The organism is Bradyrhizobium sp. Ec3.3 (genome assembly GCF_000472925.1).
Lineage (GTDB): Bacteria > Pseudomonadota > Alphaproteobacteria > Rhizobiales > Xanthobacteraceae > Bradyrhizobium.
On the sequence record NZ_AXAS01000066.1, the window covers coordinates 24,461 to 48,503 of the forward strand.

At 59.1% G+C, this 24,043-nt stretch carries 19 protein-coding genes and 3 pseudogenes; 11 read left to right on the forward strand and 11 right to left on the reverse strand.

Going from position 1 to position 24,043, the window contains the following annotated elements; all coding sequences use genetic code 11:
* Positions 1-14 precede the first annotated feature (14 nt).
* Positions 15-1,199 (reverse strand): ABC transporter substrate-binding protein, encoded by a 1,185-nt coding sequence (locus YUU_RS0138760; RefSeq protein ID WP_027527119.1) that lies wholly within the window; start codon positions 1,197-1,199, stop codon positions 15-17.
* A gap of 781 nt (positions 1,200-1,980) precedes the next feature.
* Here YUU_RS0138760 and YUU_RS0138765 point away from each other — a divergent pair.
* On the forward strand, positions 1,981-2,742 hold the full coding sequence (locus YUU_RS0138765; protein WP_245288237.1) for a C13 family peptidase: 762 nt from the start codon (positions 1,981-1,983) through the stop codon (positions 2,740-2,742).
* Positions 2,743-2,794: 52 nt separating this feature from the next.
* Here the strand turns inward: YUU_RS0138765 and YUU_RS0138770 are convergent, their stop codons facing one another.
* The 3 genes from YUU_RS0138770 to YUU_RS0138780 all read right to left on the reverse strand — a co-directional run bounded on the left by YUU_RS0138770 (position 2,795) and on the right by YUU_RS0138780 (position 6,319).
* Positions 2,795-4,291, reverse strand: coding sequence for an FGGY-family carbohydrate kinase (locus YUU_RS0138770; RefSeq protein WP_027527121.1), 1,497 nt, complete (start codon positions 4,289-4,291; stop codon positions 2,795-2,797).
* Positions 4,276-5,319 carry a M42 family metallopeptidase gene (locus tag YUU_RS0138775; protein WP_245288238.1) on the reverse strand — a complete coding sequence of 348 codons (1,044 nt, stop codon included), beginning with the start codon at positions 5,317-5,319 and terminating at the stop codon, positions 4,276-4,278. The genes YUU_RS0138770 and YUU_RS0138775 overlap by 16 nt, the downstream gene beginning before the upstream one ends.
* A 178-nt stretch (positions 5,320-5,497) precedes the next feature.
* Positions 5,498-6,319, reverse strand: a complete 822-nt coding sequence (locus tag YUU_RS0138780) for a BtpA/SgcQ family protein (RefSeq protein ID WP_027527123.1) — start codon at positions 6,317-6,319, stop codon at positions 5,498-5,500.
* Positions 6,320-6,816: 497 nt separating this feature from the next.
* Here YUU_RS0138780 and YUU_RS0138790 point away from each other — a divergent pair, with 497 nt between their 5' ends.
* The 8 genes from YUU_RS0138790 to YUU_RS53230 all read left to right on the forward strand — a co-directional run bounded on the left by YUU_RS0138790 (position 6,817) and on the right by YUU_RS53230 (position 15,849).
* Positions 6,817-7,527, forward strand: a complete 711-nt coding sequence (locus YUU_RS0138790) for an FCD domain-containing protein (protein ID WP_035664576.1) — start codon at positions 6,817-6,819, stop codon at positions 7,525-7,527.
* Between the two features lie 110 nt (positions 7,528-7,637).
* Positions 7,638-8,417: an HpcH/HpaI aldolase/citrate lyase family protein gene (locus YUU_RS53225; protein ID WP_063621807.1), complete on the forward strand. Its 780-nt coding sequence runs from the start codon at positions 7,638-7,640 to the stop codon at positions 8,415-8,417.
* A complete protein-coding gene (locus YUU_RS0138800; RefSeq protein ID WP_035664578.1) occupies positions 8,414-9,463 on the forward strand; it encodes an NAD(P)-dependent oxidoreductase in 1,050 nt (349 codons plus the stop codon). The genes YUU_RS53225 and YUU_RS0138800 overlap by 4 nt, the downstream gene beginning before the upstream one ends.
* Before the next feature lie 68 nt (positions 9,464-9,531).
* Positions 9,532-10,980 (forward strand): extracellular solute-binding protein, encoded by a 1,449-nt coding sequence (locus YUU_RS0138805; RefSeq protein WP_027527126.1) that lies wholly within the window; start codon positions 9,532-9,534, stop codon positions 10,978-10,980.
* A gap of 102 nt (positions 10,981-11,082) precedes the next feature.
* A complete protein-coding gene (locus tag YUU_RS0138810; protein WP_035664580.1) occupies positions 11,083-11,961 on the forward strand; it encodes a carbohydrate ABC transporter permease in 879 nt (292 codons plus the stop codon).
* Entirely contained in the window at positions 11,958-12,797 is an 840-nt protein-coding gene (locus YUU_RS0138815) for a carbohydrate ABC transporter permease (RefSeq protein WP_027527128.1), read from the forward strand. The genes YUU_RS0138810 and YUU_RS0138815 overlap by 4 nt, the downstream gene beginning before the upstream one ends.
* A 3-nt stretch (positions 12,798-12,800) precedes the next feature.
* A complete protein-coding gene (locus tag YUU_RS0138820) occupies positions 12,801-13,874 on the forward strand; it encodes an ABC transporter ATP-binding protein (RefSeq protein ID WP_027527129.1) in 1,074 nt (357 codons plus the stop codon).
* 10 nt (positions 13,875-13,884) lie between these two features.
* Positions 13,885-15,849, forward strand: coding sequence for a hypothetical protein (locus YUU_RS53230; RefSeq protein WP_051390132.1), 1,965 nt, complete (start codon positions 13,885-13,887; stop codon positions 15,847-15,849).
* Positions 15,850-16,054: 205 nt separating this feature from the next.
* On the opposite strand, the pseudogene YUU_RS59365 reads toward YUU_RS53230, so the two are convergent.
* Positions 16,055-16,225, reverse strand: a pseudogene (locus tag YUU_RS59365) (IS5/IS1182 family transposase); the annotation flags it as partial.
* On the opposite strand from YUU_RS59365, the pseudogene YUU_RS53240 reads away from it, so the two are divergent.
* A pseudogene (locus YUU_RS53240) lies at positions 16,224-17,297 on the forward strand (IS5 family transposase); the annotation flags it as partial. The pseudogenes YUU_RS59365 and YUU_RS53240 sit on opposite strands and share 2 nt — an antisense overlap.
* An 11-nt stretch (positions 17,298-17,308) precedes the next feature.
* Here the strand turns inward: YUU_RS53240 and YUU_RS0138840 are convergent.
* The 4 genes from YUU_RS0138840 to YUU_RS0138855 are packed head-to-tail and all read right to left on the reverse strand — an operon-like array spanning position 17,309 to position 20,007.
* The gene (locus tag YUU_RS0138840) at positions 17,309-18,247 is read right to left on the reverse strand and encodes a glycosyltransferase family 2 protein (protein WP_027527130.1); all 939 of its coding nucleotides are present in this window, start codon (positions 18,245-18,247) and stop codon (positions 17,309-17,311) included.
* Positions 18,240-18,680 carry a hypothetical protein gene (locus YUU_RS59370; protein WP_156944764.1) on the reverse strand — a complete coding sequence of 147 codons (441 nt, stop codon included), beginning with the start codon at positions 18,678-18,680 and terminating at the stop codon, positions 18,240-18,242. The genes YUU_RS0138840 and YUU_RS59370 overlap by 8 nt, the downstream gene beginning before the upstream one ends.
* Positions 18,677-19,456: a glucose-1-phosphate cytidylyltransferase gene (gene rfbF / locus YUU_RS0138850; RefSeq protein WP_027527131.1), complete on the reverse strand. Its 780-nt coding sequence runs from the start codon at positions 19,454-19,456 to the stop codon at positions 18,677-18,679. Before rfbF ends, YUU_RS59370 begins: the two co-directional genes overlap by 4 nt.
* A gap of 47 nt (positions 19,457-19,503) precedes the next feature.
* Positions 19,504-20,007, reverse strand: coding sequence for a hypothetical protein (locus YUU_RS0138855; RefSeq protein ID WP_156944765.1), 504 nt, complete (start codon positions 20,005-20,007; stop codon positions 19,504-19,506).
* Between the two features lie 250 nt (positions 20,008-20,257).
* Here YUU_RS0138855 and YUU_RS53245 point away from each other — a divergent pair, with 250 nt between their 5' ends.
* Complete coding sequence (locus tag YUU_RS53245) at positions 20,258-21,589, forward strand: DUF4910 domain-containing protein (RefSeq protein ID WP_051390133.1); 1,332 nt, start codon at positions 20,258-20,260, stop codon at positions 21,587-21,589.
* Between the two features lie 552 nt (positions 21,590-22,141).
* On the opposite strand, the pseudogene YUU_RS57310 reads toward YUU_RS53245, so the two are convergent.
* Positions 22,142-22,854: pseudogene (locus YUU_RS57310) on the reverse strand (IS5 family transposase).
* A gap of 235 nt (positions 22,855-23,089) precedes the next feature.
* Positions 23,090-24,043 (reverse strand): IS5 family transposase (locus YUU_RS53255; protein ID WP_035664599.1); only part of this gene is annotated, 954 nt, incomplete at its 5' end.

The following is a 24,043-nucleotide window of genomic DNA, read 5'->3' on the forward strand; positions in this document are numbered from 1 at the left end:
CCCGTTGCGCTGCCCTATTTCGGATAGTCGATCTCGGCCGAATAGGCTCCCTTGATGACCGGCTTGCCATTCTCGATCTCGAGAAGGATCATCGGCAAGCGCGCCTGGTTGTGATCGTCGAAGGTCACTTCGCCAACCGCGCTCGCATAGTGGATGTTGGACAGCGCGGTGCGGACCTTCTCGCGGTCGATGCTCTGGGCCTGCTCGATCGCCTTGGCCAGCAGGTGCACGGTCTCCCAGTGCACATAGGCGTGGTTATTGGGCGCCTCGCGGAACTCGGCGGTGAACTTCTCGACAAAGGCCTTGCTCTTCTCGGACTCATAGGCCGGAAGCCAGGCCGCCGCCTCGATGGCTCCTTCGAGCGCCTTCGGCGCCGCCTTGATGGAGCTTGCCGTATTGAACTCGGCGTTCCCGATCAGCGGAATCTTGCCGGCGATCCCGACTTCCGTCATCTGGCGCCCGACGATGGGCGTGCTATCGGCATTGCCGTACATGATGATGGCCTGGGCGCCGGAATCGCGGATCTTGGACAGCACGCTGCGGAAATCCACTTCGCCTTCCTTGTAGTAGTCTTCCGTCAGGATCTGGCTCTTGAAACGAGGCAGGTACTTCTTGGTGAACTCAATGGCCGCGCGCCCATAATCGCTGTCGACCGAGAGCACAGCATATTTGGTAAACCCCTTCTTCTCGGCGGCGTATTGCAGCACGATCAAAGCGCGGTTCTCGTCGGTCGGATAGTTGCGGTAGGTCCATTTGAAGCCGCCGACGCCCGCCTTGTAGGTGATCTTCGGATTCGACGACGCCGCATTGAGCAGGAGCACGCCGGCATCCTCGGCCACCGGCTGCATCGCAAGCGTCACCGAGCTCGAGACGTCGCCAATGATGAAGTCGACTTGATCCTGGTCGATCAGCCGCCGCGTCGCCGAGACACCCTCGACCGGCGTCCCCTGGCTGTCACCGGCCATGATGTTGATCTTGCGCCCGCCGACTCCGCCGGCATCGTTGATTTCCTTGGCCGCCATTTGCGCGCCGCGTAGCGAGAAAGCGCCATAGCGGGCATTCGGCCCGCTCATCGGCGCTACGAGGCCGAGCTTGACGGTTCCATCCTCGCTTCGGGCGAAGGCGCTTGAGGAAACGGCTTGCAGTCCAACAAGGGCCGTTCCGATGCAAAATCCCCGCCGGCTCAACTCGATCGTCATGTCCCCGCTCCGTTGCTGCTGCAAATGTGCGTCCTCCAAATTCTGCCACTTCCGTGGTCTTCTTCGATTTTGGCGGCGGCTAGCGGTAAAAAATAGATTTACGTGCGTCAGCTGGGGAAGCACGACTGCGGTCTGCCGCCATAGCGAATTTTTATGGCGGCGCCCCTGCGCTCCGTCGGTTGCCGCGCTCTATGTGCAGCTAGCGTGTGCGAGAGACCGCTAAGAGATATCCGCTTAAGTTAGGTTCGCCCTGTGCTCGCTGCCCACCGGCGGCCTTTTCGCCTTCCGCGCAAGCCAGAGCGAACGGCGCTTCTGCTACTCAGCGCCTCGGCGAAATCGTCGACCAACAAAGTAACCGACGTCCGCCGCTCCAGTGCGGCGCTACCTATATTGGAAGACCTGCTCACGTTATCTGTGATGAGATCTTTCTTGATCTCCCAGTGCACATATCGTGCACACGCCCACTTCCAACCATTTGAAACACCTGAACTCTCGCTCCGCTCCATCATGATGGGCGCAATGGAAAATTTGCGATCTAAGCTTTTCATTTTAGAGAGATATTTCTACTCTCGGCCCTTTGTATGATTGGACCGATTGAGAAATCTGGTTTTGGCCAAGCTTCCGGTGTTGGGCTCTTCTAGGACCATATATGCATGAATTGGAAGCGGAAATCGCCTCTTCGGGTTCTCGGTGCACACGCCGTGCACATGAAGGGGTGTCGCCCAACAGGCGGAGCACCGGAACATCTTTGGCCCTTTGCCAGCCGAAAGCGAGGTTCACCATGATCTCCAACACCATCACCTCGAAGTCCTGGATCAGGCGACATGGCGCGCCGCTCGTTGCTTTTGCCTTGGCCCTCACGCTTTCGGTTTCGACCGTGCATGCCAACGAGGATGCCCACAAGGTCGGCGTGGTGTCCTTTGGCCTTTTTGGCGATCAAGGCGTGTTTCAAAGCGAGGCGATCGGTGCAGCCAAGGTCGTCGCAGATCGTTTCGAAGTTGGCCCGATCGAGGTGCGATACAATTCGAAGAAGGGTGGCAGCGCTACGGCCGAAACGCTGGCCAGGTCGTTACAGGTTGCAGCTGGCCGCCTGGACGCCGAGAACGACGTTTTGTTCTTGATTCTCACCTCGCATGGCTCGCCAGACGGCCTTGCAATCAAGGCTGGGCGGCTTGTGCAAACGCTCACGCCATCCCGTCTCGCCGAGATGCTCGGAAAGACCGGCGTGCGCCACAAGGTGGTGATCATCTCGGCCTGCTACTCTGGAGTCTTCATCCCTCGTCTCGCGAATCCCGATGTCTTGGTCATCACAGCGGCCGACGCCGATCATCCGTCGTTCGGCTGCGAGGACAAGGCGAAGTGGACCTATTTCGGTGACGCCTTCTTCAACGTCGCGCTCCGTCGAGCCGAAAGTCTGAAAGATGCATTTGCCAGTGCGCGCGCGCTCGTCAGGAGGCGAGAGCTGCGTGAGCATTTCGAGCCGTCGAATCCCCTGATGGCAGGTGGCGAAAACGTGCAGCCCTTGCTGGTTGCCCGTCCTTGAAGCGATCGGCCACGCTCGTGATAGCCACGCCAGCTCCCTTCGGCCCCATCGACTAGCTTGCCGTGGACCGTCGCATCATACCTCTGTTGTTGACGTAAAGCGCTTTGAAAGCGGCGTGATCGACCTCGTAGCGATTGCGGTTGGCCTCATTCGGCGCGATTTGAGACACAATCGGGTTAATGCGGTCGATATCCTCCGGCACGAAGATCCCGCACCCTATTCCTGCGAGAAAGGCAGATCCGAGCGCAGCACCCACCGTCTGCCGGCGCACATTCTGACGGACGTCCGCAATGTCGCTAACGCATTGTGTCCAGAGTGGATTCTGCACGCCGCCTCCGGCGGCATAAATGCTTCGAGCCGGCTGTATTTCGGCAAAGCCGTCGAGATTGTGCCGGGTGGCGTGCCCGATTCCCTCGATCAGCGCACGATAGACATCGCCGCGCCGGTGCGCGAGCGTCAGGCCGCAGATCAGTCCCTTGGCCTGCGGATCGTTGATTGGCGTTCGCTCACCACTGAAATAGGGCAGCATCAAAATGCCGTTTGCGCCCGGCGGACTTTTGAGCGCCTCTTCCATCAACGTCTGGAAGGATGAATCCTCGTCGCAAAGTCCGGTCATTTCCTTGCGAAACCATTGGGTGAGACCGCCTCCAGTCGCAAGCCCGCCCATGACGCTCCAGGTGTTCTCGAACAGAAACGGCGCGGCCCAGAAACGGGAGTCGACGACAAGATCGGCATTGACCTGGATGAAGAAGGCCGTAGTGCCATACATGATCATCAGGTCACCCGCCTTTTGCACACCGACGCTGATCGCTTCGCTCGCCGCATCGATGGTGCCAGCGATCACAGCCGTGCCGGCGGCAAGCCCGGTTTCGCGCGCGGCCTCAGAACTCACGTGGCCGATAATCTCCGTTGTCCAGGCTATTTCAGGCAGCCAGTCGACCGGGCAAATCCGTTCGATGGTCTCGTCATGCCAATCTTTGGCGGCAAGGTCGTAGAATGGCGTGTAGCAGGACGCGCCGTAGTGATCGACGACCCACCGTCCCGTCAATCGGTGAACGATAAAGGTAGGACACCCGACGATCCGCGCAGTTTTGCGGAAAGTGTCAGGCTCGTGCTTGGCAAGCCATCGTACCTTCGGGCCGACAGACTGTGTCGTCAGCGGATTGCCGGTTCGGGCCAGCACGGCCGGTGCGCCGAGTTCAGCGTTGAGCTCTTCGATTTCGGCTTCGGCGCGGGTATCCACGCCATACAGGATGGCTGGACGTAGCGGCTTTCCGGCTTCTGTCACAGGCAGCGCACAGGGGCCAATCCCGCTGCACCCGACAGCAGCGATCGCTGCCGGGTTGATCCCACTGTCCACGATCAGCCGCTGGCTCAGCGTGCGAAAGCCCTCCCACCAATCCTGCAGCGCATCATGTTCGGCAAGTCCTGGCCCCGGCACACGCATGTCGTGCTTGCGCTGCGCCGTTGCCCGAATAGTACCGGCCTCATCAAGCAGGACGCCTTTGCTGGAATAACTGCCAATATCGATGCCTAGGAGGTGGCGCATGAATATCTCCTCCGTTCGAAGGAGAAGCCTGCTTTCATATCGCGCAGAGCCAGTGCAAGCAGTGCCGCTATCTGTTCAAGATCGGCAAGGTCGCAGGTTTCGATCGGCGCATGCGTGTAGCGTGTCGGATAGCCGATATCGATGGAGGGAATTCCTTCACCCACGAGCTGAACGTACGAGGAATCGGTCAGGCAGCCGGTGTGAGCGCTGCGCTGGATCGGCATGCCCACACGGCCTGCTGTCTCCACGAGATGATTGAGGAGCGCGGGATGCGCAAGCGTGCCATTGAGCGTGCCGCGCCCGTGGAAGCTGTAGAGGCCAAGCGCCGGGCCGCCGCCAAGCTGCAGTTCGCCGCGCTCCGCGAGATCAGGCGTATCGGAGGCGACCATGATGTCGATCGAAATGGCGGCATCTGGCCCGAGACGCCCGGCCGCAAGCATGGCGCCGCGCAGATTGAACTCCTCCTGGACCGAAAAGACCGCATGCAGCGTTGCGGGAACGGGTTCATCCAGAAGTCTCTGCACGAGGTCCATAAGCGCGGCGCAGCCGGCGCGGTCGTCGATCGCCGTTCCGGACACACGGGTACCGGCCAACCGTTCGAAAGAGGGGCAGTACGTGACGGGCGCACCGATTTCGACGCCGAGGGCGCGCACCTCTTCCGCCGATGTGGCGCCGAGATCGAGGAAGAGCTTGTCATAGCCGAGCACCTGGCCCTTTTCGTCTTGCGGCGTGGCATGGTGTGCCTTGACACCGACGACGCAGGGGATCTGCCTACCGTACTTGTTCATGATCACCAAGCGGAGGCCCGGCAGCACACGTTCGGGCACGCCCCCGAGCCGTTCCACCCGAACGAAACCGTTCGCTTCGATCCGCCGTACCACGAGGCCAAGCTGATCGGTGTGGGCGAAGACCATCACCGATGGAGCAGCGGGGTCTTCCCCCTTCACCGTGAGGGTCAGATTCCCGAACGCATCGCCGTGACTCTCGACGCGGCGGTCGGAAAAAGTGGCCCGGATGTAGTCGCTCACCGGATCTTCGTAGCCGGAAAGACCAGGTATCAGGCAGAGCTCTTTGGTCCATGCCTCGATGCGTGTGAGGCTGCGTTGGTCAATCGTCACTTTGGTCCAATCTGGTCCGGTACCGGACCTCTGCGGGTCAGCGGATCTGGATCGAGCCGGCACCGCTGCCGGATCGGGCGAACATTTCCTAAGCGACCGCGCGCGAGGCAGAGCGGATCGCTTTGACCTTGTCCATGAAGGCCTTGACACGCGCCGGATCGACCGGATTCTCGAAGATGCCGTCGACCTTGAATGTCGATCCCACGACTGCCCCGTCCGAAACGGCGAGCTGGCGTTCGATATTGTCGATCCGGCAACCCGTGTTGCAAAGCACGGCTGTGCCCGGCACGGCCGCTTTGACCGTGGAAAGGACCTGGGTGTCTGTTTCGGCGCCAGCGGTGAGGCCGGATACGCAGATGGCGTCAGGCCGGTTGTTGAACGCGGTCGAGCGGGCGATATCCGCAATCGGGCGATCGCCCAGATAGGCGGCGGCTTCGGGCACGATGTTGAACAAAAGCCTGAGCTTCGGGGCGAGCCTTGCCTTGTGGCGCGCCGTTTCACCGACATTGGTATTCCACAGCCCGAAATCGCTGGCGTACACCCCGCTCATGATCTCGCGGATGAAGCTTGCTCCGGTAGCGGCTGCAAGATCGATCGAAGCAATGGGATCCCACAAGACGTTGACACCAAACGGCACCTTGATGAAGCGCATGAGCTCGCCGATGACGCGTGCCATGGCCACGGTGGTTTCGGGACGTACCTTGGTCAGGTAAGGAAGGCTGAACTCGTTGGAAAACATTACAGCGTCGGCACCGCCGTTCTGAAGATGGTCGAGATCGGCTTGGGCCATTTCGACCACTCTCCTCATCCCGCCGGCCGCATCATATCCGGGATCGCCCGGCAATGCCTGCAAGTGACACATGGCGATGATCGGCTTGTCGACATGAAAGGTTTCCTTGAGCCACTGCATGAGCGTGTCCTCTTTCGATCTTTATTCGGCCAAAGCATTTCCCTGCGGCACAGCATGGCGAAAGATGGCCCCTCACCTTGATCTGCCGTAGATGGACGTCGGCCAAGACCATCCTACCATATGCGTCAGGCTCTCAACGCTCCCTCGGTTCGGCGGGCCGAGACAACGGAATGCGTTCGTTCCTCTTGCCTCATTCTAATCGATAATGGCCACGAGTTCGTCGAGAGGCCCCGCTGTTTGTCCCGTCCCTGCTAGCTGCGGCCTGACGGCAGTTCGGTCATCATGCACGATTGGCGACGCAGGCAAGCATGGTTTGATTAGTCCGCTTTGCGAAAGGCCGCCGATCCGCGTGTGGCGCTTCGCATTGAAGGCTTGCTGTCGGCCTTTGCTGCGCTTGAGGTCTGGACCCATCTCCTCGGACGCCTTTCGTCAATCATGGCGCTTATTGACAGCGGCAACAGCAGGACCTAGCCTGCCCTGGTATACTAGGTATACCAATGTCCCCTCAGCTCAAACGATCGCGTCTCTTTGAGCAGGTTGTCGATATCCTCGAGCAGAGGATACGCGATCGGGAATTGGTGGCTGGTGCCGAGCTGCCATCGGAGCGTCAGCTCATGGCGGAATTTGGCGTTGGCCGGACAGCCATCCGCGAGGCATTGTTTCATCTGCAGCGCGCAGGGCTCGTCGATCTCCGGGCGGGTTCGCGGGCACGGGTCACAGCGCCCAATGCTGAAGTCGTTATGACGTCGCTGTCGAGCAGTGCCAAATATCTGCTCTCCGACGATGACGGCGTCCGTCATTTCCAAGATGCGCGTGCCCTCTTTGAGACTGGCCTGGCACGTGATGCCGCACGCAACGCCACAGCAAAGGATATCCGTTACCTGAGCGATGCGCTTGACGCGAACTACAAGTCCATTGGTGACGTTCAACGCTTTGAGGACTCGGATATAACATTTCACTACGCGATCGCTACGATCCCCAAGAATCCCATCTATGTGGTCATGCACCGAGCCATCATCGATTGGCTCGTCGACCAAAGGCGTGTGACGCTCAGCTATCCCGGCCAGAACCGCGTCGCCTTCGACGCGCATGTCGCGATCTTCGAAGCGATCAAGGCACACGATCCGGAACTTGCCGATGCCCGCATGCGCTCGCACCTCGATCAGGTTGGCAAGCTCTACTGGAAGGTCCGGAGGGCGGGCAAATGAACGGTTTGCGGACAGGACCAGCGCCAACCTGATCGCGAACAAGAACGTCGAATGGGTTTGATCTCAACTCCGAGGGATCGAACAACAGACGCCAAACGGGAGGATGAACAATGGCTCGTGCCGGACTTAAGCAAATGACCCGCACGCCAGAGGCCAAGCTTGGTCATTTCATCGTCGAGTTTGCCACTCCTGGAATTGGCCATATCCTCAAACAAGCGGGTTGCGATTTCGCACTTTTCGACCTGGAGCATTCGGGCTTCGGTTTCGAAACAGTCAAGAGTGCTGCACGCTATTTTGAAGCCGCAGGGTTGCCGGCCATCGTCCGTGTGCCTTCAAAGGAATATCACCACATTGCGCGCGCCTGCGACGCTGGAGCGGAAGGGATCATGATCCCGATGGTTAGCACAGCCGCAGAAGCAGAGGCCGTCGTTAGTTGCATGAAATATTATCCGGACGGGCGACGTGGCGTCGCCTTGAGTATTGCGCATGATGCCTATGGGCAGGGCCCGGTACCCGAGAAGCTTGCGGCTGCCAACGAACGGACAACGCTGTTCTGCCAAATCGAGACGGCTGAAGGCGCCGAAAATGCCGACGGGATTGCCGCCGTCGATGGCGTCGACTGCCTGTGGGTCGGCCATTTCGACCTGTCAGTATCGCTTGGCATCCCCGGCCAGTTCGACCATCCGAGATTTCTGAAGGCGGTCGAGCAGACGATTGCGGCCGCCAAGAAGCACAAGAAAGCACTCGGCCGCCTGGTACCAACTACCGAGGTCGGCATATCGCTCTACAAGCAAGGCTTCGATTTCTGCTGCTATTCGGGTGACGTGTGGGTGCTTCGGGATGCGCTGACGGCCGCAATCACCACCTTGCGGAAGGGATGCATGACATGAACGCGCCATTCCGTGTTGCCCTTTCAGGTGACTTCAGGAAGCCCGACGGCTCGGCCGTCTACCCCGATTTCGATCTGAAGCCTCTGCTGGAGACCCCCGGCGTGGAAATGGCCTATCTGGATAACGCCAACCCTCTGCGCAGCAGCGATCTTGAAGGCTTCGACGCACTTATCCTGCTGGCTCACCGCTTTGCGCCCGAAAGCGCCCCCAAAAACGGCAGGCTCAGCATCATAGCCCGCTTTGGCGTCGGCTATGACACGGTGGATGTGCCAACCTGTACCGCCGCAGACATCGCGTTGGCGATCACGCCGGACGGCGTGCGCCGCCCTGTCGCAGTGTCGATCATGACCTTCATTCTGGCACTCGCCGGAAAGCTGATGGTGAAGGATAAGCTTACCCGGCAAGGTCCGCCGGGTTTTGCCGCCCGTGGCGAGCATATGGGCTTTGGCCTGGTCGGCAGGGTGCTCGGTTCGATCGGTATCGGCAATATCGGAGCCGAACTGTTCCGGCTCGCCAAGCCGTTCGACATGAGGTTCATCGCTCATGATCCATTTGCGGATTCCAAGCTGGCGGCCGCGCTGGGAGTCGAACTCGTCGGTCTCGACGACCTCTTCGCCCGCGCCGACATCGTTACGGTGAACTGTCCACTGACGGCCGAGACACGCCATCTCGTGAACGCAGACCGCCTCGCCCTGATGAAGAAGACCGCCTTCTTCATCAACACTGCGCGCGGACCAATTGTCGATCAAAACGCGCTCACAGACGTTCTGGCGAGAAGGCGGATCGCTGGCGCCGCCCTCGATGTATTCGAGCAGGAGCCGACCGATCCGTCCGATCCGCTGTTCGCACTCGACAACGTCATCGTGACGCCTCACGCACTTTGCTGGACCGATCAGTGCTTCGCCGGAAATGGCGCAGCCGATGTCAGGGCTGTGCTCGACATTCAGCGCGGGCAGATTCCGAGCGGTATCGTCAATCGCGCCGTACTCGAGAAACCGAATTTCCAACGCAAACTGGAGGAGTATCGCCGCCAATTTGCCCATTGAGAATTCCTCGCCGCTAACGAGCGAGGGACATTTGAAAGGCTCTGCCATTCAAGGAACGGGAGGATATAATGATCAATAGACGTGATTTCGGAAAGATTGGTCTGGTCGCCGGCCTCGCCGCAACAATGGGAAGGCCGGCGTGGGCTGCGTCAGCCGCCGACACCGCCGTCAAGGCCGCGCAGCAATACAAGGGGCGCACGATCACGATTGTCTGGGAGGCAGGGCTGCAGTCGCTCGATCCCACTCACTTCTCGGGTCCGAAGTGGAAAGAGCTGACCGGGATGGACGTGAAGGTCGTCGAGGTCGCGACTGCCGAGATGTTCACCAAGATCATGCAGGACTACAAGTCGGGAGCCGGCGCCTATGACGCTCTCAACGTCATACCTGCCTGGATGCCCGATCTTGCCCAGGCCGGCGCGCTCGAGGTCCTCGACCCCTATGTCGAGAAATACGGCTACGCTCCCGAGCTACAGACGATTGCGCCGACCTATCGCGACAACCAGATGAAAGTGGGCGGCAAGATCTACGGCTTCCCCGACGATGGCGACGTTTTCCTGATGTACTATCGGCGCGACCTCTTCGAGGATCCGGCCGTACAGAAGGCCTTCAAGGAGAAGACCGGCAAGGACCTCGCGGTACCGAAGACATGGGCGGATTTCGATGTCGTCGGAGCTGGTCTTACGGCCATCCTAAAAGACAAGGGCATCTACGGCGCCTCCTTCTTCCGGCAGCCTCCTTACGCGATGTACATGTTCGAGGAACGCTTCCGCAATGAGGGCGGCAAGTTCTTCGACGCTGACACCATGAAGGCCACGATCAACTCCGATGTCGGCGTCAAGGTCTTCACCGACATGCGCAACGAGAACAAGTTCATGCCGCCAGGCGTGGAGCAGTTCGGCTTTGTGGAGAACCTCGCGACTTTCCTGCAGGGACAATCGGCCATGACCATCTCCTGGCCACCCTATGGGCGCTGGGCCGAGGGTTATGGTACGGACCAGGAGGCACTGAACTGGGTCCCGAAAACAACTATCGCAGGCAAGGTGGGTTACGCCCTACCGCCGGGAGGACATCCCGAACTCGCTGCAGGCTTTGCCTTGTCGATTTCGTCCACCTCGAAAAACAAGGACGCTGCCTATCTGTTCATCCAGTGGCTCAACAGCGAAGATGTGAGCCGCCAGCGCGTTCAGCTTCCCTATACGCTCCGCGATCCGTTCCGCGACGCGCACTATGCGGATCCTGGCTATCTCGCCCTGTGGCCAAATGCCAAGGACTATCTGGCAGCCTTGAAACAGGCCTCGCAGACGGGTCTTCTCGATCTGTCGCTTCTGCAAACCGACAAATATGAGGAGGTCTTGCGCCAGGCGATTTCAAAGCTGTGGGCGGGCGACGATCCGAAGACGATCCTCGATGCGGCAGCAGCCCAGTGGAACGACATTACGCAGAAGATCGGCGTCGACAAGCAGAAGCCGGTCTATGCGGCCTGGGCCGCTGAGTCCGGCGCCTATCCGAAAACATAAGCACGCCGCTCCCTCTCCCCTCTCCCGCTTTCCAGCGGGAGAGGCTCCGCCCACTGTCGACGACGGCACGAGACCAAAGCGGAACGTATCCCGAATTCAGCCATGGCCGCCATCGCCCATCCCGACCGCAACTTCAAATACTGGCTGATCTTGCCGGCGGTCTTCCTGCTCTTGCTGGTCGGCCTGTTCCCACTGATCTTCTCGCTGGTGGTGAGCTTCATGCGCGTCACCATGCTGGAGACTGACACATCCTTTGCCGGATTGGTGAATTACGTCCAGCTCTTTCATGACGCGAGACTATGGCAGTCGCTCCTCCACACACTGCTTATCATGGTCATAGCCCTGCCCATCGAGCTGCTTCTCGGCCTCGCCATGGCCTACCTGTTCCTCGACCGTATGCCCGGACGACAGCTTCTGGTTTCGCTGCTGGTGCTGCCGACAATCATCTCACCGATCGTCGCCGGCGCCACATGGCGGCTCCTGTTCGATAACCGCTATGGTCCGATCAACCAGATCATTGGCTGGTTCGCTGGCCACCCTGTGCCGGCCCTGTGGACAGTCAATCCCGGACTCGTCTATCCCGCCATCATCTTCTGCGAGATCTGGCAGTGGACACCGTTCATGTTCCTGATCTTGCTCGCCGCCCTTTCCAATGTCGACCGCTCATTAACCGAAGCCGCTGAGATCGACGGAGCGCGCTTCTGGCGCAGCTTCCGCTATGTTGTCCTCCCCGCAATCTTTCCGGTGATGTCGATCGCCATTCTGATCCGTGGCCTCGACCTCTTCCGCATCTTCGACATCATCTGGGCGCTCACGGCGGGCGGTCCCGGCACGATGACCGAGACCATTTCCGTCTACACCTATGTCCAGGGATTCAAGCAGTTCGAGTCGAGCTATACGGCGGCGATCGCCTTCCTTGTCATCGCGCTTCTCACCGTCATCGTGACCTGGGCTATTCGGCGCATGGGGCTGGCAAAATGAAAGGCGCACCGTTTCATCGCCGCAAGGAGACGAAGCTCGTCTTGCGCTATCTCATGGCGGCGTTCCTCGTCGTTATATTTGTCTTTCCGATCTACTGGCTGTTTGCCATTTCGTTCAAGACCCCAGGCGAGATCTTCGCTTTTCCACCGGTGTGGTATCCGAAGAGCATCCAGTTCAACAATTATGCGGTGCTGTTCAAGGATGGCGATGCCAAAACGGTCGGCAACAGCCTGGTACTCTCTTCGGTATCAACCTTCTTCGCCATGATCTTCGGCACCATCGCCGCCTACTCACTGGCGCGCTTCAAGACGGGCGGCGAAAACCTCGGCGTTTGGATTATATCGCAGCGCATGATGCCTCCCGTGGCCATCGCATTTCCGATCTTCCTCTTCTATGTCTGGCTCGGCTGGGTCGATACCTACATCGGGCTCATCATCCTCTATACGGCCTTCAGCCTGCCCTATGTGATCTGGATGATGCGGGGTTATATCGAGGAGATTCCGCTAGAGCTCGAAGAGAGCGCCCTCATCGACGGCTGCAATCGTTGGGAGGTCCTGTGGAAGGTGGTATTCCCGATGGCGCGCTCCGGACTGTTCGCCACCGCGGTCTTCACCTTCGTCTTTTCCTGGAACGACTTTCTGTTTGCACTGGTGCTCACCCGCACCGAGGTCACGACCTACACGGTCCAGGTCACGCATTACTTTGGAGGCCAGTCGAATTTCTGGTCCAAGATCGCCGCGATGTCGGTGCTTGGGACCATTCCTGTATTCATCACCGTCGCAACGCTGCAGCGCTATCTCGTCCGCGGCATATCCATGGGCGCAGTCAAGGGTTAACTCGTGTCGGATCTGAAGATTACCGGACTCCACAAGCACTACGGCACATACCACGCCGTCAAGGGAATCGATCTTGAGGTACCCTCGGGCGAATTCACGGTCCTGGTAGGCCCATCGGGATGCGGAAAATCAACCCTGCTTCGTACCATCGCAGGACTCGAGGAGGCGAGCGCCGGCACAGTCGAAATCGGCGGACAGAACGTCACGTGGGCACGCCCGCGCGATCGCGACATCGCGATGGTGTTCCAGAATTACGCGCTCTATCCCTATCTCAACGTCTATGAAAACATTGCATTTGGCTTGCGGGCGAGGAAAGTTGCGTCCGCCCAGATCGACAAGCGTGTGAAGCGCGCCGCCGACATGCTCGGCATTGCGCAACTTCTTCAGCGCTTTCCGCGTGAGCTTTCTGGCGGTCAACGCCAGCGCGTCGCGATCGGCCGCGCGATCGTGCGCGACGCGCTGCTCTTTTTATTCGATGAACCGCTGAGCAATCTCGATGCCCAGCTTCGCGACGACATGCGGGTTGAAATCAAGCGGCTCCATCAGGAGCTCGGCCGCACCATCATCTACGTGACTCACGACCAGATCGAGGCGATGACGCTCGCTGACCGCATCGCTCTGCTGCGCGACGGCAGGATTGAACAGCTCGGCACGCCGCTCGATTTGTTCGAGCGGCCGGCAACGCGCTTCGTGGCCGGATTCCTCGGCAGCCCGAAGATGAACTTCCTTCCCGCCACCGTCGAGGCCGGAGAGGTAACCCTTCGCGACGGAACCAAGCTGACCCTGCCTACCGGGCGCAAGGCGCCAAACGGTCAAGCCATAATCTTGGGACTCAGGCCCCAGCACATTGCCAAAGCCAGCGCGAGCGCTGCGCCAGGTCACGTGCAGTTGCCGTCGACTATAGAGCTCGTCCAACCGACGGGCTCGCGGGTGCAGGTTAGCATGCCGCTCGGGGGAATCAGCATCACCGCGGAATTCGCGGCTCACGAGGTCACAGCGCCGGGCGAACAGGTTCGTATCGACATCGATATGAACCGCGCCGTTCTGATCGATCCACAAACTGACAAGGTCATTTGAGGGAGCCGCCATGGCCCAGAGGAAGCCGAGCCGCGCAATCAAGCTCTTCGGAACCGAAGCTCTCGAAGGCAAACGTCGCGAATTGACCGCAGGTCCCATCTCGGCTGTCTTCGACAACGGCGCCTTACGCTACATCCGCTATTACGGTGAAGAGATCTTGCGAGGAATTTCTTATATCGCGCGCGACAAGGACTGGGGGACCTATGCTCCGGCAATCGAAGACCTGAAAATCCGCCAGAACAAGGATGGGTTTGCCATCGCCTATCAAGCCATTTGCAAGGACCAAGATCAGGCGATCCGGTATTCCGCCAAGATCGACGCAAACAGCAATGGCACACTGACGTTCTCGGCCGAAGGAACGCCCCTTTCTGACTTCCTCACCAATCGCACAGGGTTTGTGGTGCTGCATCCGCTCGCGGGAACGGTGGGGCGCCCGGTTGAGGTCATCCACACGAATGGAAAGAAAGAGCGGCGCAAATTCCCGAAGCTCATCAGCCCCGGTCAGCCCATCTTCGAAATCCGCTCGCTCAAGCACGAGCCGCTGTCCGGCGTTGCCGTCACCGTTCTGATGGAGGGAAACAAATTCGAGATGGAGGACCATCGAAACTGGATGGATGCCTCCTACAAGACCTATGTATGCTCCCTGCTCGATCCCTGGCCGTACACGCTGGAGAAAGGCAAGAGCTTCAGCCAGTCAATCACCCTCACCATCTCAGGCAAACCGCCGAAATCGAGGCCGAGGACCTCCGCTGCCGATACGACGATAACTCTTGCAGGCACGAAAGGCCGTATTCCGCAAATCGGCCTCGGCGTGCCGATGGGGGAAGCCGCGGCGGCGCTCGAGGCCGTGGACCTGATCGCCGCGGCGAAGCCTCAGTCGCTCGTTTGCCAGATCGATGGACGCGAGCGAGGACAGGAAGAAGCTGCTGCCTGCTACCGCGATCTGTCAAGGCAAACGGGAGCTCCGGTCACACTCGAGATCATTCTTCCGGCCAGGGAGCCGGCCGATAAGGAAGTGGCTGCGATCGCGAGCGCAGCGAATGCCGCGGGGCTCACACCTGCGTCCGTTGTTGTCACCCAGATGCACGATCTCAAATCGTTTCAGCCCAATACAACGAGGCCCTGGGGTCCCACCTACGAGGAAATGGCGACGGCGGCGCGAGCCTCCTTCCCCGATGCCACGCTTGGCGGTGGAATGCTCTCCTATTTCACCGAATTGAACCGCAAACCCGTCCCCCAGGGCGTGTTTGACTTCATCACACATACCGGCTGTCCCATTGTCCATGCCCCAGACGACATCTCGGTCATGGAGACTCTTGAGACTCTTCCGTGGATCTTCGCTTCAGCACGCGCCATTATCGGCAAAGTGTCCTATCACATTGGCCCGACCAGTATTCCATGTCGTGACAACCCCTATGGCGCAGCGGTCGCGCCAAACCCGGACAACAGGCGGATCTGTCTCTCCGATATTGATCCGCGCCAGCGCGGACTCTTTGCCGCCGCATGGAGCCTCGGCTATCTGTCGGCGGCCGCGAGAGCCGGTGTCGACGCCGTGGCCCTCGGCTCTGCCACTGGCGCGCAAGGGATGATCTATCGCAAATTGGCCCATGCCCAACCGTGGTTCGACGGTGGTAACGCCAGACTGCTCCCGATCTATCATGTGATTGCAGGTCTTGCCGGTGCGAGCGGCGCAAGGCGCATCGATACGGATTCGTCTGCACCTCTAAAGCTTGCCGCTCTTGCCCATCGCAACAAGGCCGGCCAAGTGCTTTGGCTTGCCAACCTTTCGAGCGAAACTCAGCACGTGAAGATCAAGGGCTTCGATGGCCCTGCTAGGGTGGATGTTCTCGCCCCGGGAAGCTTTGAAGCGGCCGCGCGCAATCCTGCCTGGCTCGAGAGCGGCCGCACCTTCGTCCGCAGGGTGGGAAGCTTTGAACTTCCGTCCTATGGGGTTGCTCGAATCAAGAGCGGCTGATCCCCCACGGTGCTCGACCGCGTGCCGATCGTCTCACTAAGGTGTCGCGCGACGGCTTTGAAAGCGACTGTCGTACATAGTTCGCAGCGCTGACGGAGAGAGACCAGCCCATGCTTGCCCTCGATAGATTTTCCTTGATTTCCCGGTGCACACGCCGCCATCTAACCTATTGAGTCGTTTGTGAAGAACGTTTCTGAGCACCGTTTTACGCAAGGTGTGGTTGCGATAGGTGGCGACAGAGTATCGATAACAGGCCGCGTAAAAGTTTCGCGAGCCAGCGTCGGAGCAGGCTGAAGTTGTAGCCGGCGGCGGCGAGCACGGCGTTGATGCGGTCGCCGTCGCGGCCCTTGAGATGGTTACGGCGCATCCGGTGGTCNCAGTTCTTCACCGGCGAAGAGTTCTTCCAGCACGCCTTTCCGCACGAACCCTCGGACCTCAGCCATTGGCGCAAGCGGCTCGGCGACAAGCTGGAGTTGCTGCTGGCAGAGAGCCTGCGGGTGGCGCACGAAGCCGGCGCGTTACGCAGCCAGGACCTCAAGCGCGTCACTGTCGACACCACGGTGCAGCCGAAGGCCATCACCTTTTCGACCGATGCCAAGCTGTTGCATGCGGCCATCAAGGGGCTCAATCGCCTGGCGAGGAGGCACGGCGTAAGGCTGCGGCAATCCTATTCTCGTGTGGCCAAGGCCGCCGCGATGATGGCGGGACGATACGCCCACGCCAAACAGTTCAGGCGGCATCAGCGGCAGTTGCGCATCCTGCGCAGCCGGCTGGGCCGGATCATTCGCGACATTCGCCGCAAGATCGAGAGCCAGCCGGCGCTGGAGGAGGCGTTCGCCCTTCCGCTCGGCCGGGCCGCGCAGATCCGCTCGCAGCAGCAGCGCCAGCGCGGCTGGAAGCTTTACTCCTTCCATGCCCCGGAGGTGGAGTGCATCAAGGCCGCCGCCCCTTACGAGTTCGGCGTGAAGGCCTCCATCGTCACCAACAACCGCCGTGCTCCCGGCGGCCTGTTCGTGCTGCACGCCCGCTCGCTGCCCGATAATCCCTACGACGGTCATACCCTGCGGGACGTCATTGACTGCACCGAGACACTCACCGGCTGTCCGATCGAGCGGGCCTATGTCGACAAGGGATACCGCGGCCACGACGCACAAAACCCACGGCGCGTCTTCATCTCCGGCCAGAAGCGCGGCGTCTTCGGCATCATCAAGCGCGAGCTGCGCCGCCGCTCCGCCATCGAGCCCATCATCGGGCACATGAAGACCGAAGGTCACCTCGGCCGCTGCCACCTCAAAGGCCGCGTAGGAGACGCCGCCAACGTCATCCTCTCAGCCGTCGGCCACAACTTCCGCCGCATCCTCGCCTGGCTCAGAGAACTCTTGTGCCTCTTCCTCACCCCGTTATGGCGCGCAATCGTCACTCTACACCCGCTCGATTCGGCTTCTTAACGGACGACGAGCTAATCCGACTTAAAATTTATCCGCTCGGCTTCAATAACATGAGGCATGTTTCTCACGTGCGTTTGTATTGATCCAACATATTCTCCAATTAGGCCCAAGAAAAGCATTTGAATTCCGCACGAGAAAGAAATGCCACCGAGAATTGGGGCGAGGCCGAGTTCGAACGAGTTCCGGAATAAAAGCTTGGCGCCAAAATAGCCGAGAGACATAGCCAAACTGACGATCGATATCAGAGAGCCGAGGATAGTCATCAGACGAAACGGCGCTTTGGAATGCTTGGTCACACCCAACATCGCCATGTCATAGAGTGAATAGAAGTTCTGACTGCTAAATCCTCGATTGCGTCTAGGTTGATGGAACGGAACGGTAGCAATCTTATAGCCGATTTCGCAGACGAGCCCACGAAAAAAGGGATAGGGCTCGTCGAGCTTGCGCAGCACATCAATGATAATGCGATCGTAGAGACCCGCGCCCGTCGCGTTCTGTATCAAAGGAGCATCAGAAATACGCGAGATCATCCGATAATAGAGCCTGCGCAGGTGGAATATGACGGGCGATTCCTCACTCGTCGGCTTAACGGCCATGATGGTCTTGTACCCCTCTTCCCACTTAGCGATGAACTGAAGAATCATTTCAGGCGGATCCTGCAGATCAGCAGCGATCAGCACCACGGCGTCGCCCCGAGCCTGCAATACGGCATGAAACGATGAGCGGATATAACCGAAGTTTCGGGTATTTACGATGACCCGAACCCGGACATCGTTCGCTGCAATGCCACGCAAGATTTCCAAAGTTCGGTCAACGGATGCGTTGTCGACGAGGATATGTTCGTAGTCATAGGCGGTGCCAGCCATTACTGTTGCGATACGGCTGCATAGTTCAACGACATTGTCCTGTTCGTTAAACACAGGCGTGACAATGCTGATGGTCTTAGTCATGTGCGTTTGCGCTCCCGCGCGACGAACGTCGAGACAAAGAGGACGGGCGAGATTTGCGCCATGACGGTTCAAATGTGACCAGCAGGTCGTGCGCCTCGGCAATCTCCCGCAACTGAGCAGGATCGTATCCGCTGACAAAAGGCACGCTAAGATTTGACCAGGAGCAAAAAGGACGATGCGCCACGATGGCGCCGGTGGCGAGGATCGCAAAATCGTGCCCCACTTGCCGAAGCTCGCCGACCGAAGGATGGTAATTTCTGACGTCGACCAGAATCGGCTCGGCCCCGACGAAGACGATTTCAAAGAGGCTGGATGTTGGTGATGGTGGCGCCAGCATGTAGCCGGTGCCCCCGGCGCCGAGATATTGTATACTGACCGCGAGCCGCGAGCCCTTGAAGCCCGTGTGCCACCACTTGCCTAAGAACGCGCTCATTTGTCCCACACCTTCCAAGGAGCGCTGCCATCAGCCCAGAGCGCTTCGAGGAACGTCTTGTCGCGCAGAGTATCCATGGGCTGCCAGAAGCCGTGGTGCTGGTAGGCCGAAAGCTGTTGTTGCTCAGCCAAGGCCGCGAGCGGTTCGCGCTCCCAAACAGTGGAGTCATCTACTAGTAGATCAATCACTTTCGGCGAGAGCACGAAGAAGCCGCCATTGATCATCCCTCGATCCCCCCGAGGTTTTTCCGTGAAACTGGCGACGCGCTGATCTGCGCCAAATTCGAGAGCGCCGAAACGGCCAGGGGCATAGGTAGCGGTCAGAGTGGCAAGCGTACCCTGCCGGTGGTGGAAAGCGATCAAAGCGGCTAAGTCTATGTCTCCCACACCGTCGCCATACGTGAAACAGAAGGCCTCATTATCGGTTAGGTATTTGCCAACTCGCTTGAGCCGACCACCTGTCATGGTCTTCTCGCCCGTATCGACCAGCGTCACCTTCCAAGGTTCGGCGCGGTGCTGATGAACCTCCAAGCGATTATTTGTCATGTCGAGGGTGACATCCGACATGTGCAGGGTATAGTTGGCAATGTATTCCTTGATCAGGTAGCCCTTGTAGCCGCAGCAGATAACGAAATCGTTGATGCCATAGTGAGAGTAGATTTTGAGGATGTGCCACAGAATCGGCTTGCCGCCGATCTCGACCATGGGCTTGGGCCGAAGGTGGGTCTCCTCGGAGAGTCGCGTTCCGAGACCACCCGCAAGGATCACAGCTTTCACCATTGGCTCCATTTCTGGCAATGCGCGCGTTGTCGCCTTGCTTCATGTCAGGATTGCTTCGCCAACGTGGCGGACCGTACAACTTTGAAGGTCTGGCGCACGAGCCCTTGCGAGTCGGCTAACAGTAACCCGATCTTCACCGTAAAGGCCGATTGGATCCTTAGTTTGTAGTAGTTGTGGCTCGGCAGTATCACGGTTTGAAAGGCAACTAACGCCCGGCTAGCGATTCCTGCCGAAAGCATCGTCGTATGCGCCCAGCACCCCGTCCAGAGCCGCCGGATCACAAGGAAGCTGAAACTCCAGCCCAGCGCTATAGTGAGCGGGACGTTCGCTATGCCAAGCACTGCGATGCCGCCATCCGCCCACTGATATGGCCAGTGACAGATGAAACCTAAAAGGAGCGGTGGAATATTGATACCGTAGGCGAATGGGTTGTTGAGCCAGCAACCGTCGTCCCCGAGATCTAGACCGTATCTCCCGAAGTATACCAGCCAAATGAAAGCGATTGTTATGGTTGCGGCGGATAGACCCGGCAAAATCCGATCCAACACTGACAACCTCCTTCCGTTGGCGAGGTGGTTATCTCTTGGCATAGGCCCCTTTCTGCCACCTAATAGAGGAAGCACGTTTGAATGGAACCCAGCCTAGAGAAAGTTCTAACTTACCTGAGCCCCACAATCTCCTCCAAGAATTGGTAGAGACTCTGGTGATTACATGGACCGAGCCGGTGACTATGTTATCGCCCAAGGATGAGGCTTGGCTGTTGCTCGCAGACGGCAGGCTCTGAGGACTGGGCTAGAGATGGCAGTGAAATTCGACGTGAAAGAAACAGAGAGGAAACCCGCGATCGATCTTTATGATCTCGTCGCCGAACTGTTTCCGATTAACCGTAGTCTGACTGGCTCAGGAGTTCGCAAGACACTCGGCATAGTCGCGCGCCACATTGGTCTTGAGATCAATGAAATCAAAAGTGGGACTGCTGTTTTGGACTGGCATGTGCCGATGGAATGGAACATTCGCGGCGGATCAATCACCACATTGGACGGCAGAGTTCTGGTCGACTTCGCCAGCAGCAATCTTCACGTACTGGCGTACAGCAAGCCGGTGCGGGGAGTATTCACTCGTGCCGAACTAGAACGGCACATCCACACCTTGCCTGATCAGCCGGACCTTATTCCGTACAGGACTGGCTATTACGCCGACGATTGGGGCTTCTGCTTGCCTCATAACCTTTGGCAGAGCATGAACGATGAGGTCTATCATGTCGAAATCGACAGCGATCTGTCGCCTGGTTCATTAACTTTTGGCGAGTTTTTCGTTCCAGGCGAAGCAGGGGACGAGGTTTTGCTCAGCTGCCATGTTTGTCATCCCAGCCTCGCAAATGACAATCTTTCGGGAATCGCGCTTATGACTGCTCTGGCCGTGCGGCAGGCGCGGCAAAAACGGCGGCTAGGATATCGATTTCTGTTTCTTCCGGCGACGATCGGGGCCATCATCTGGCTCGCCCGCAATGAACCGGTATTAGTTAACGTCAAACATGGCCTCGTGCTGACATGTTTGGGTGATAGCGGGCGATTTCACTACAAGCGGAGCCGCAAGAGTGCCGCGATCGATCAGGCCATAGCACATGTCCTGAGGCATTCTGGCTTCAGCCACGAGATAATGCCGTTCAATCCCTATGGATATGATGAGCGGCAGTTTTGCTCGCCGGGTTTTAATCTGCCGGTAGGCTGCCTTATGCGCAGCGTACATGGTACGTTCCCTGAATACCATACGTCAGCAGACAACCTGGATTTCGTGAAGGCAGAGGCCCTCGATCAGTCTTACTCGGTGATAGAGACGCTCCTAGACTTGCTCGATGCGAACTGCACATATCAGCGCGTCGAGGGTCGAGGCGAGCCCCAGCTCGGAAGGCGCGGTCTCTACAGAGCGATTGCGGGAGAGCGAGAGGTGGGCGGCGCCACGCAGATGGATCTGTTGTGGTTTCTCAATCTCGCCGACGGGAACCATAGCCTGCTGAAAATGGCAATCCGCGCCGATATTCCCTTTGCTCGGCTTGAGTCCTCGGCTCGAATCGCATTGGACGCAGGGCTCGTCACGCGCGTCCCGAATGATCAAAAACGCATCGAATGATGCACCATCACGCCGCAAGTTCATCTTGGCAAGTGATCAGCTCAATGGCGTGGGGAAGTCAACTGTCCAAGCCGAAAGGATGACGCCGCCTCGACGTTTTCGACCTGGATGTCCTTGTCGACCTGGCCGGCAGCCACGCTCTACCTGCGGGGCATTTTTAGCAATGCGTGATCGTGCAACTCTCGAAACCCGATCTGAACGCGACATGAACGTATCTTGGTTGGCTGCGGCCGACAAGGTTTATTGGGCGAATTCGCCGAAGAATGCAAGTGGCGATGCCCGTTTCAGCGGAGCCGATTTCACCCACTTCAATGAGTAGCGTTGGAACTGCGTCGATGACGTGACGCAGCCCCGTTTGAATCTGCAGATGGGATGCGTTGTATCTCCCCAAAGAGCAAGCAACGGCAAATGTCTTCCCGCAGCGCGCGCTACGCGGCCGCCAGGTCATTGTAGAGTCCTCTAGTCGAGGCCTTCGACTGCCTCCGCTGCTTGGAACAGTCCTGGGAGGACGCCTGCCGCCGCAAGCGGATTTGACACAGGCCGTGTCGACACTTATCGCAGCCATAGCACGATAGCAGCGAGAGTGACGATGGCGCGGTAGGTTCGGGCGATTTTTTGGAGAAGCAGCATTCCACGAGATGGCGCTGGGGATAGAGATCTTTGACGAGCGGATATTTGAGCGCGCGTGATGGGTTCTTGGGGATGACGGCGACCGCCTCTTTGGAGGCGATGTCTTGGCGCAAATTGATCGGCGTCACAGGCTGTATCGGCGATGACGACTTCGGCGGGCAATCCATCGATTAATGCGGCGGCTTGCGGTGCATCCCCCCTCTGGCCTGCGGTGAGCGTGAAGCGGACAGGACACCCCAGGCCGCGAACGGCCTTATGTATCTTGGTGCTCAGACCGCCGCGCGAGCGGCCAAGCGCCTGATCTTCAGACCCCTTTTTTCGCCCCGGCGGCGTGCTGATGCGCCCGGACGATGGTGGAATCGACGATCAGATATTCGAAGTCTGGGTCATCGGACATCGCCTCGAAGATCCGCCATCAAACATTGCTCCATCGGCTGGAGCGCCGGAACACGCTTTTTCCATTCCCCGAACACCTCCGGAAGATCACGCCAGGGAGAGCCCGTGCGCACGATCCAAAGCACACCTTCCACGAACATCCGGTTGTCTCGCCCGATCCAGCCCTTCTGGTCAGGCCGACCGATGATCAACGGCACCATTCGCTCCCAGGCCGCGTCGCTCAACACCAAACGATCCATCACACCCGAGGCCGCCTCCCAAAACTCAAAGGGGAATCCTTAGACACTGCCTGGTCCACGAGATCATTGTACGCGTCGGCGACGAGGCGATCGAGTTTGTGATCCACTAACAGAGTGGCCATCATGAAGCAGTAAAGATCAGCACGCCAGCTGCCCGACAGCACGATCGCTGCGGTCCTCAAACGGGCGGGCAAGTCTAAGGGGTCGTTTGTGAAGAACGTTTCTGAGCACCGTTTTACGCAAGGTGTGGTTGCGATAGGTGGCGACAGAGTATCCATAACAGGCCGCGTAAAAGTTCCGCGAGCCAGCGGCGGAGCAGGCTGAAGTTGTAGCCGGCGGCGGCGAGCACGGCGTTGATGCGGTCGCCGTCGCGGCCCTTGAGATGGTTACGGCGCATCCGGTGGTCGTCCTTGAGATGGCCGATCACAGGCTCGACGGCGGCGCGACGCCGCATCTCGCGACGGATCGCTTTGGTGACACGGCGAACCTGGCCGCTGATCCANACCTTGAACCGGTCGGGATAGTTGTGGCCGCGGTAGCCCTTGTCGCCGTGGATGCGGCGCGCTGCAACACCTGTGAGCTTTTCGAGGTCGGCGATGACGGGACCGAGCGTGTGGCCGTCATAGGGATTGCCGTGCAGGGCCTTGGCATGNAGCACAAACTGCCCGCCTTTGGGCGCGGTGGCAGGCGTGGCAANNGAGACTTTGCAACCAAACTCGTAAGGTGCCCGGGCCTTGCCTTTGCCGATGCACTCCACCTCGGGGGCGTGCAACGAGTAGACCTTGGGACCGCGCTGACGCTGCTCTTGATGGCGAACCCGGTNGGCGAGATCGAGCAGCGGACCAAAGCGATCCTCAAGCGCAGGGTCGCCCTCGATCTTGCGTCTGATGTCACGGATGATGCGGCCAAGCCGGGTGCGCAGGAATTTGAGCTCTCGTCGGGCACGCTTGAACTGGTGGGCATGCGTGTACCGCCCCACCATGATGGCGGCGCGCTTGGCCACGCGCAGATAGCTCTGGCGCAGTTCGACNCTCTCGNGNTTNGCCAAATCGACCAGCTTCTCGATCGCCCGGTGCATAAGCCGCGCATCGCTCGGATGCGCGATCGCCTTCTCCTGGACGGTGGTGTCCACAACGACCCGCTCGAGATCTTTGGTCTCGATCGCCCCAGTTCGATGCGCCACCGAGAG

Excerpts from the sequence above, each read along its gene's own strand:
- YUU_RS0138760 (WP_027527119.1), bottom strand. The coding sequence starts at position 1,199 with ATGACGATCGAGTTGAGCCGGCGGGGATTTTGCATCGGAACGGCCCTT.
- YUU_RS0138765 (WP_245288237.1), top strand. The coding sequence starts at position 1,981 with ATGATCTCCAACACCATCACCTCGAAGTCCTGGATCAGGCGACATGGC.
- YUU_RS0138770 (WP_027527121.1), bottom strand. The coding sequence starts at position 4,291 with ATGCGCCACCTCCTAGGCATCGATATTGGCAGTTATTCCAGCAAAGGC.
- YUU_RS0138780 (WP_027527123.1), bottom strand. The coding sequence starts at position 6,319 with ATGCAGTGGCTCAAGGAAACCTTTCATGTCGACAAGCCGATCATCGCC.
- YUU_RS0138790 (WP_035664576.1), top strand. The coding sequence starts at position 6,817 with ATGTCCCCTCAGCTCAAACGATCGCGTCTCTTTGAGCAGGTTGTCGAT.
- YUU_RS53225 (WP_063621807.1), top strand. The coding sequence starts at position 7,638 with ATGGCTCGTGCCGGACTTAAGCAAATGACCCGCACGCCAGAGGCCAAG.
- YUU_RS0138800 (WP_035664578.1), top strand. The coding sequence starts at position 8,414 with ATGAACGCGCCATTCCGTGTTGCCCTTTCAGGTGACTTCAGGAAGCCC.
- YUU_RS0138805 (WP_027527126.1), top strand. The coding sequence starts at position 9,532 with ATGATCAATAGACGTGATTTCGGAAAGATTGGTCTGGTCGCCGGCCTC.
- YUU_RS0138810 (WP_035664580.1), top strand. The coding sequence starts at position 11,083 with ATGGCCGCCATCGCCCATCCCGACCGCAACTTCAAATACTGGCTGATC.
- YUU_RS0138815 (WP_027527128.1), top strand. The coding sequence starts at position 11,958 with ATGAAAGGCGCACCGTTTCATCGCCGCAAGGAGACGAAGCTCGTCTTG.
- YUU_RS53230 (WP_051390132.1), top strand. The coding sequence starts at position 13,885 with ATGGCCCAGAGGAAGCCGAGCCGCGCAATCAAGCTCTTCGGAACCGAA.
- YUU_RS0138840 (WP_027527130.1), bottom strand. The coding sequence starts at position 18,247 with ATGACTAAGACCATCAGCATTGTCACGCCTGTGTTTAACGAACAGGAC.
- YUU_RS59370 (WP_156944764.1), bottom strand. The coding sequence starts at position 18,680 with ATGAGCGCGTTCTTAGGCAAGTGGTGGCACACGGGCTTCAAGGGCTCG.
- YUU_RS53245 (WP_051390133.1), top strand. The coding sequence starts at position 20,258 with ATGGCAGTGAAATTCGACGTGAAAGAAACAGAGAGGAAACCCGCGATC.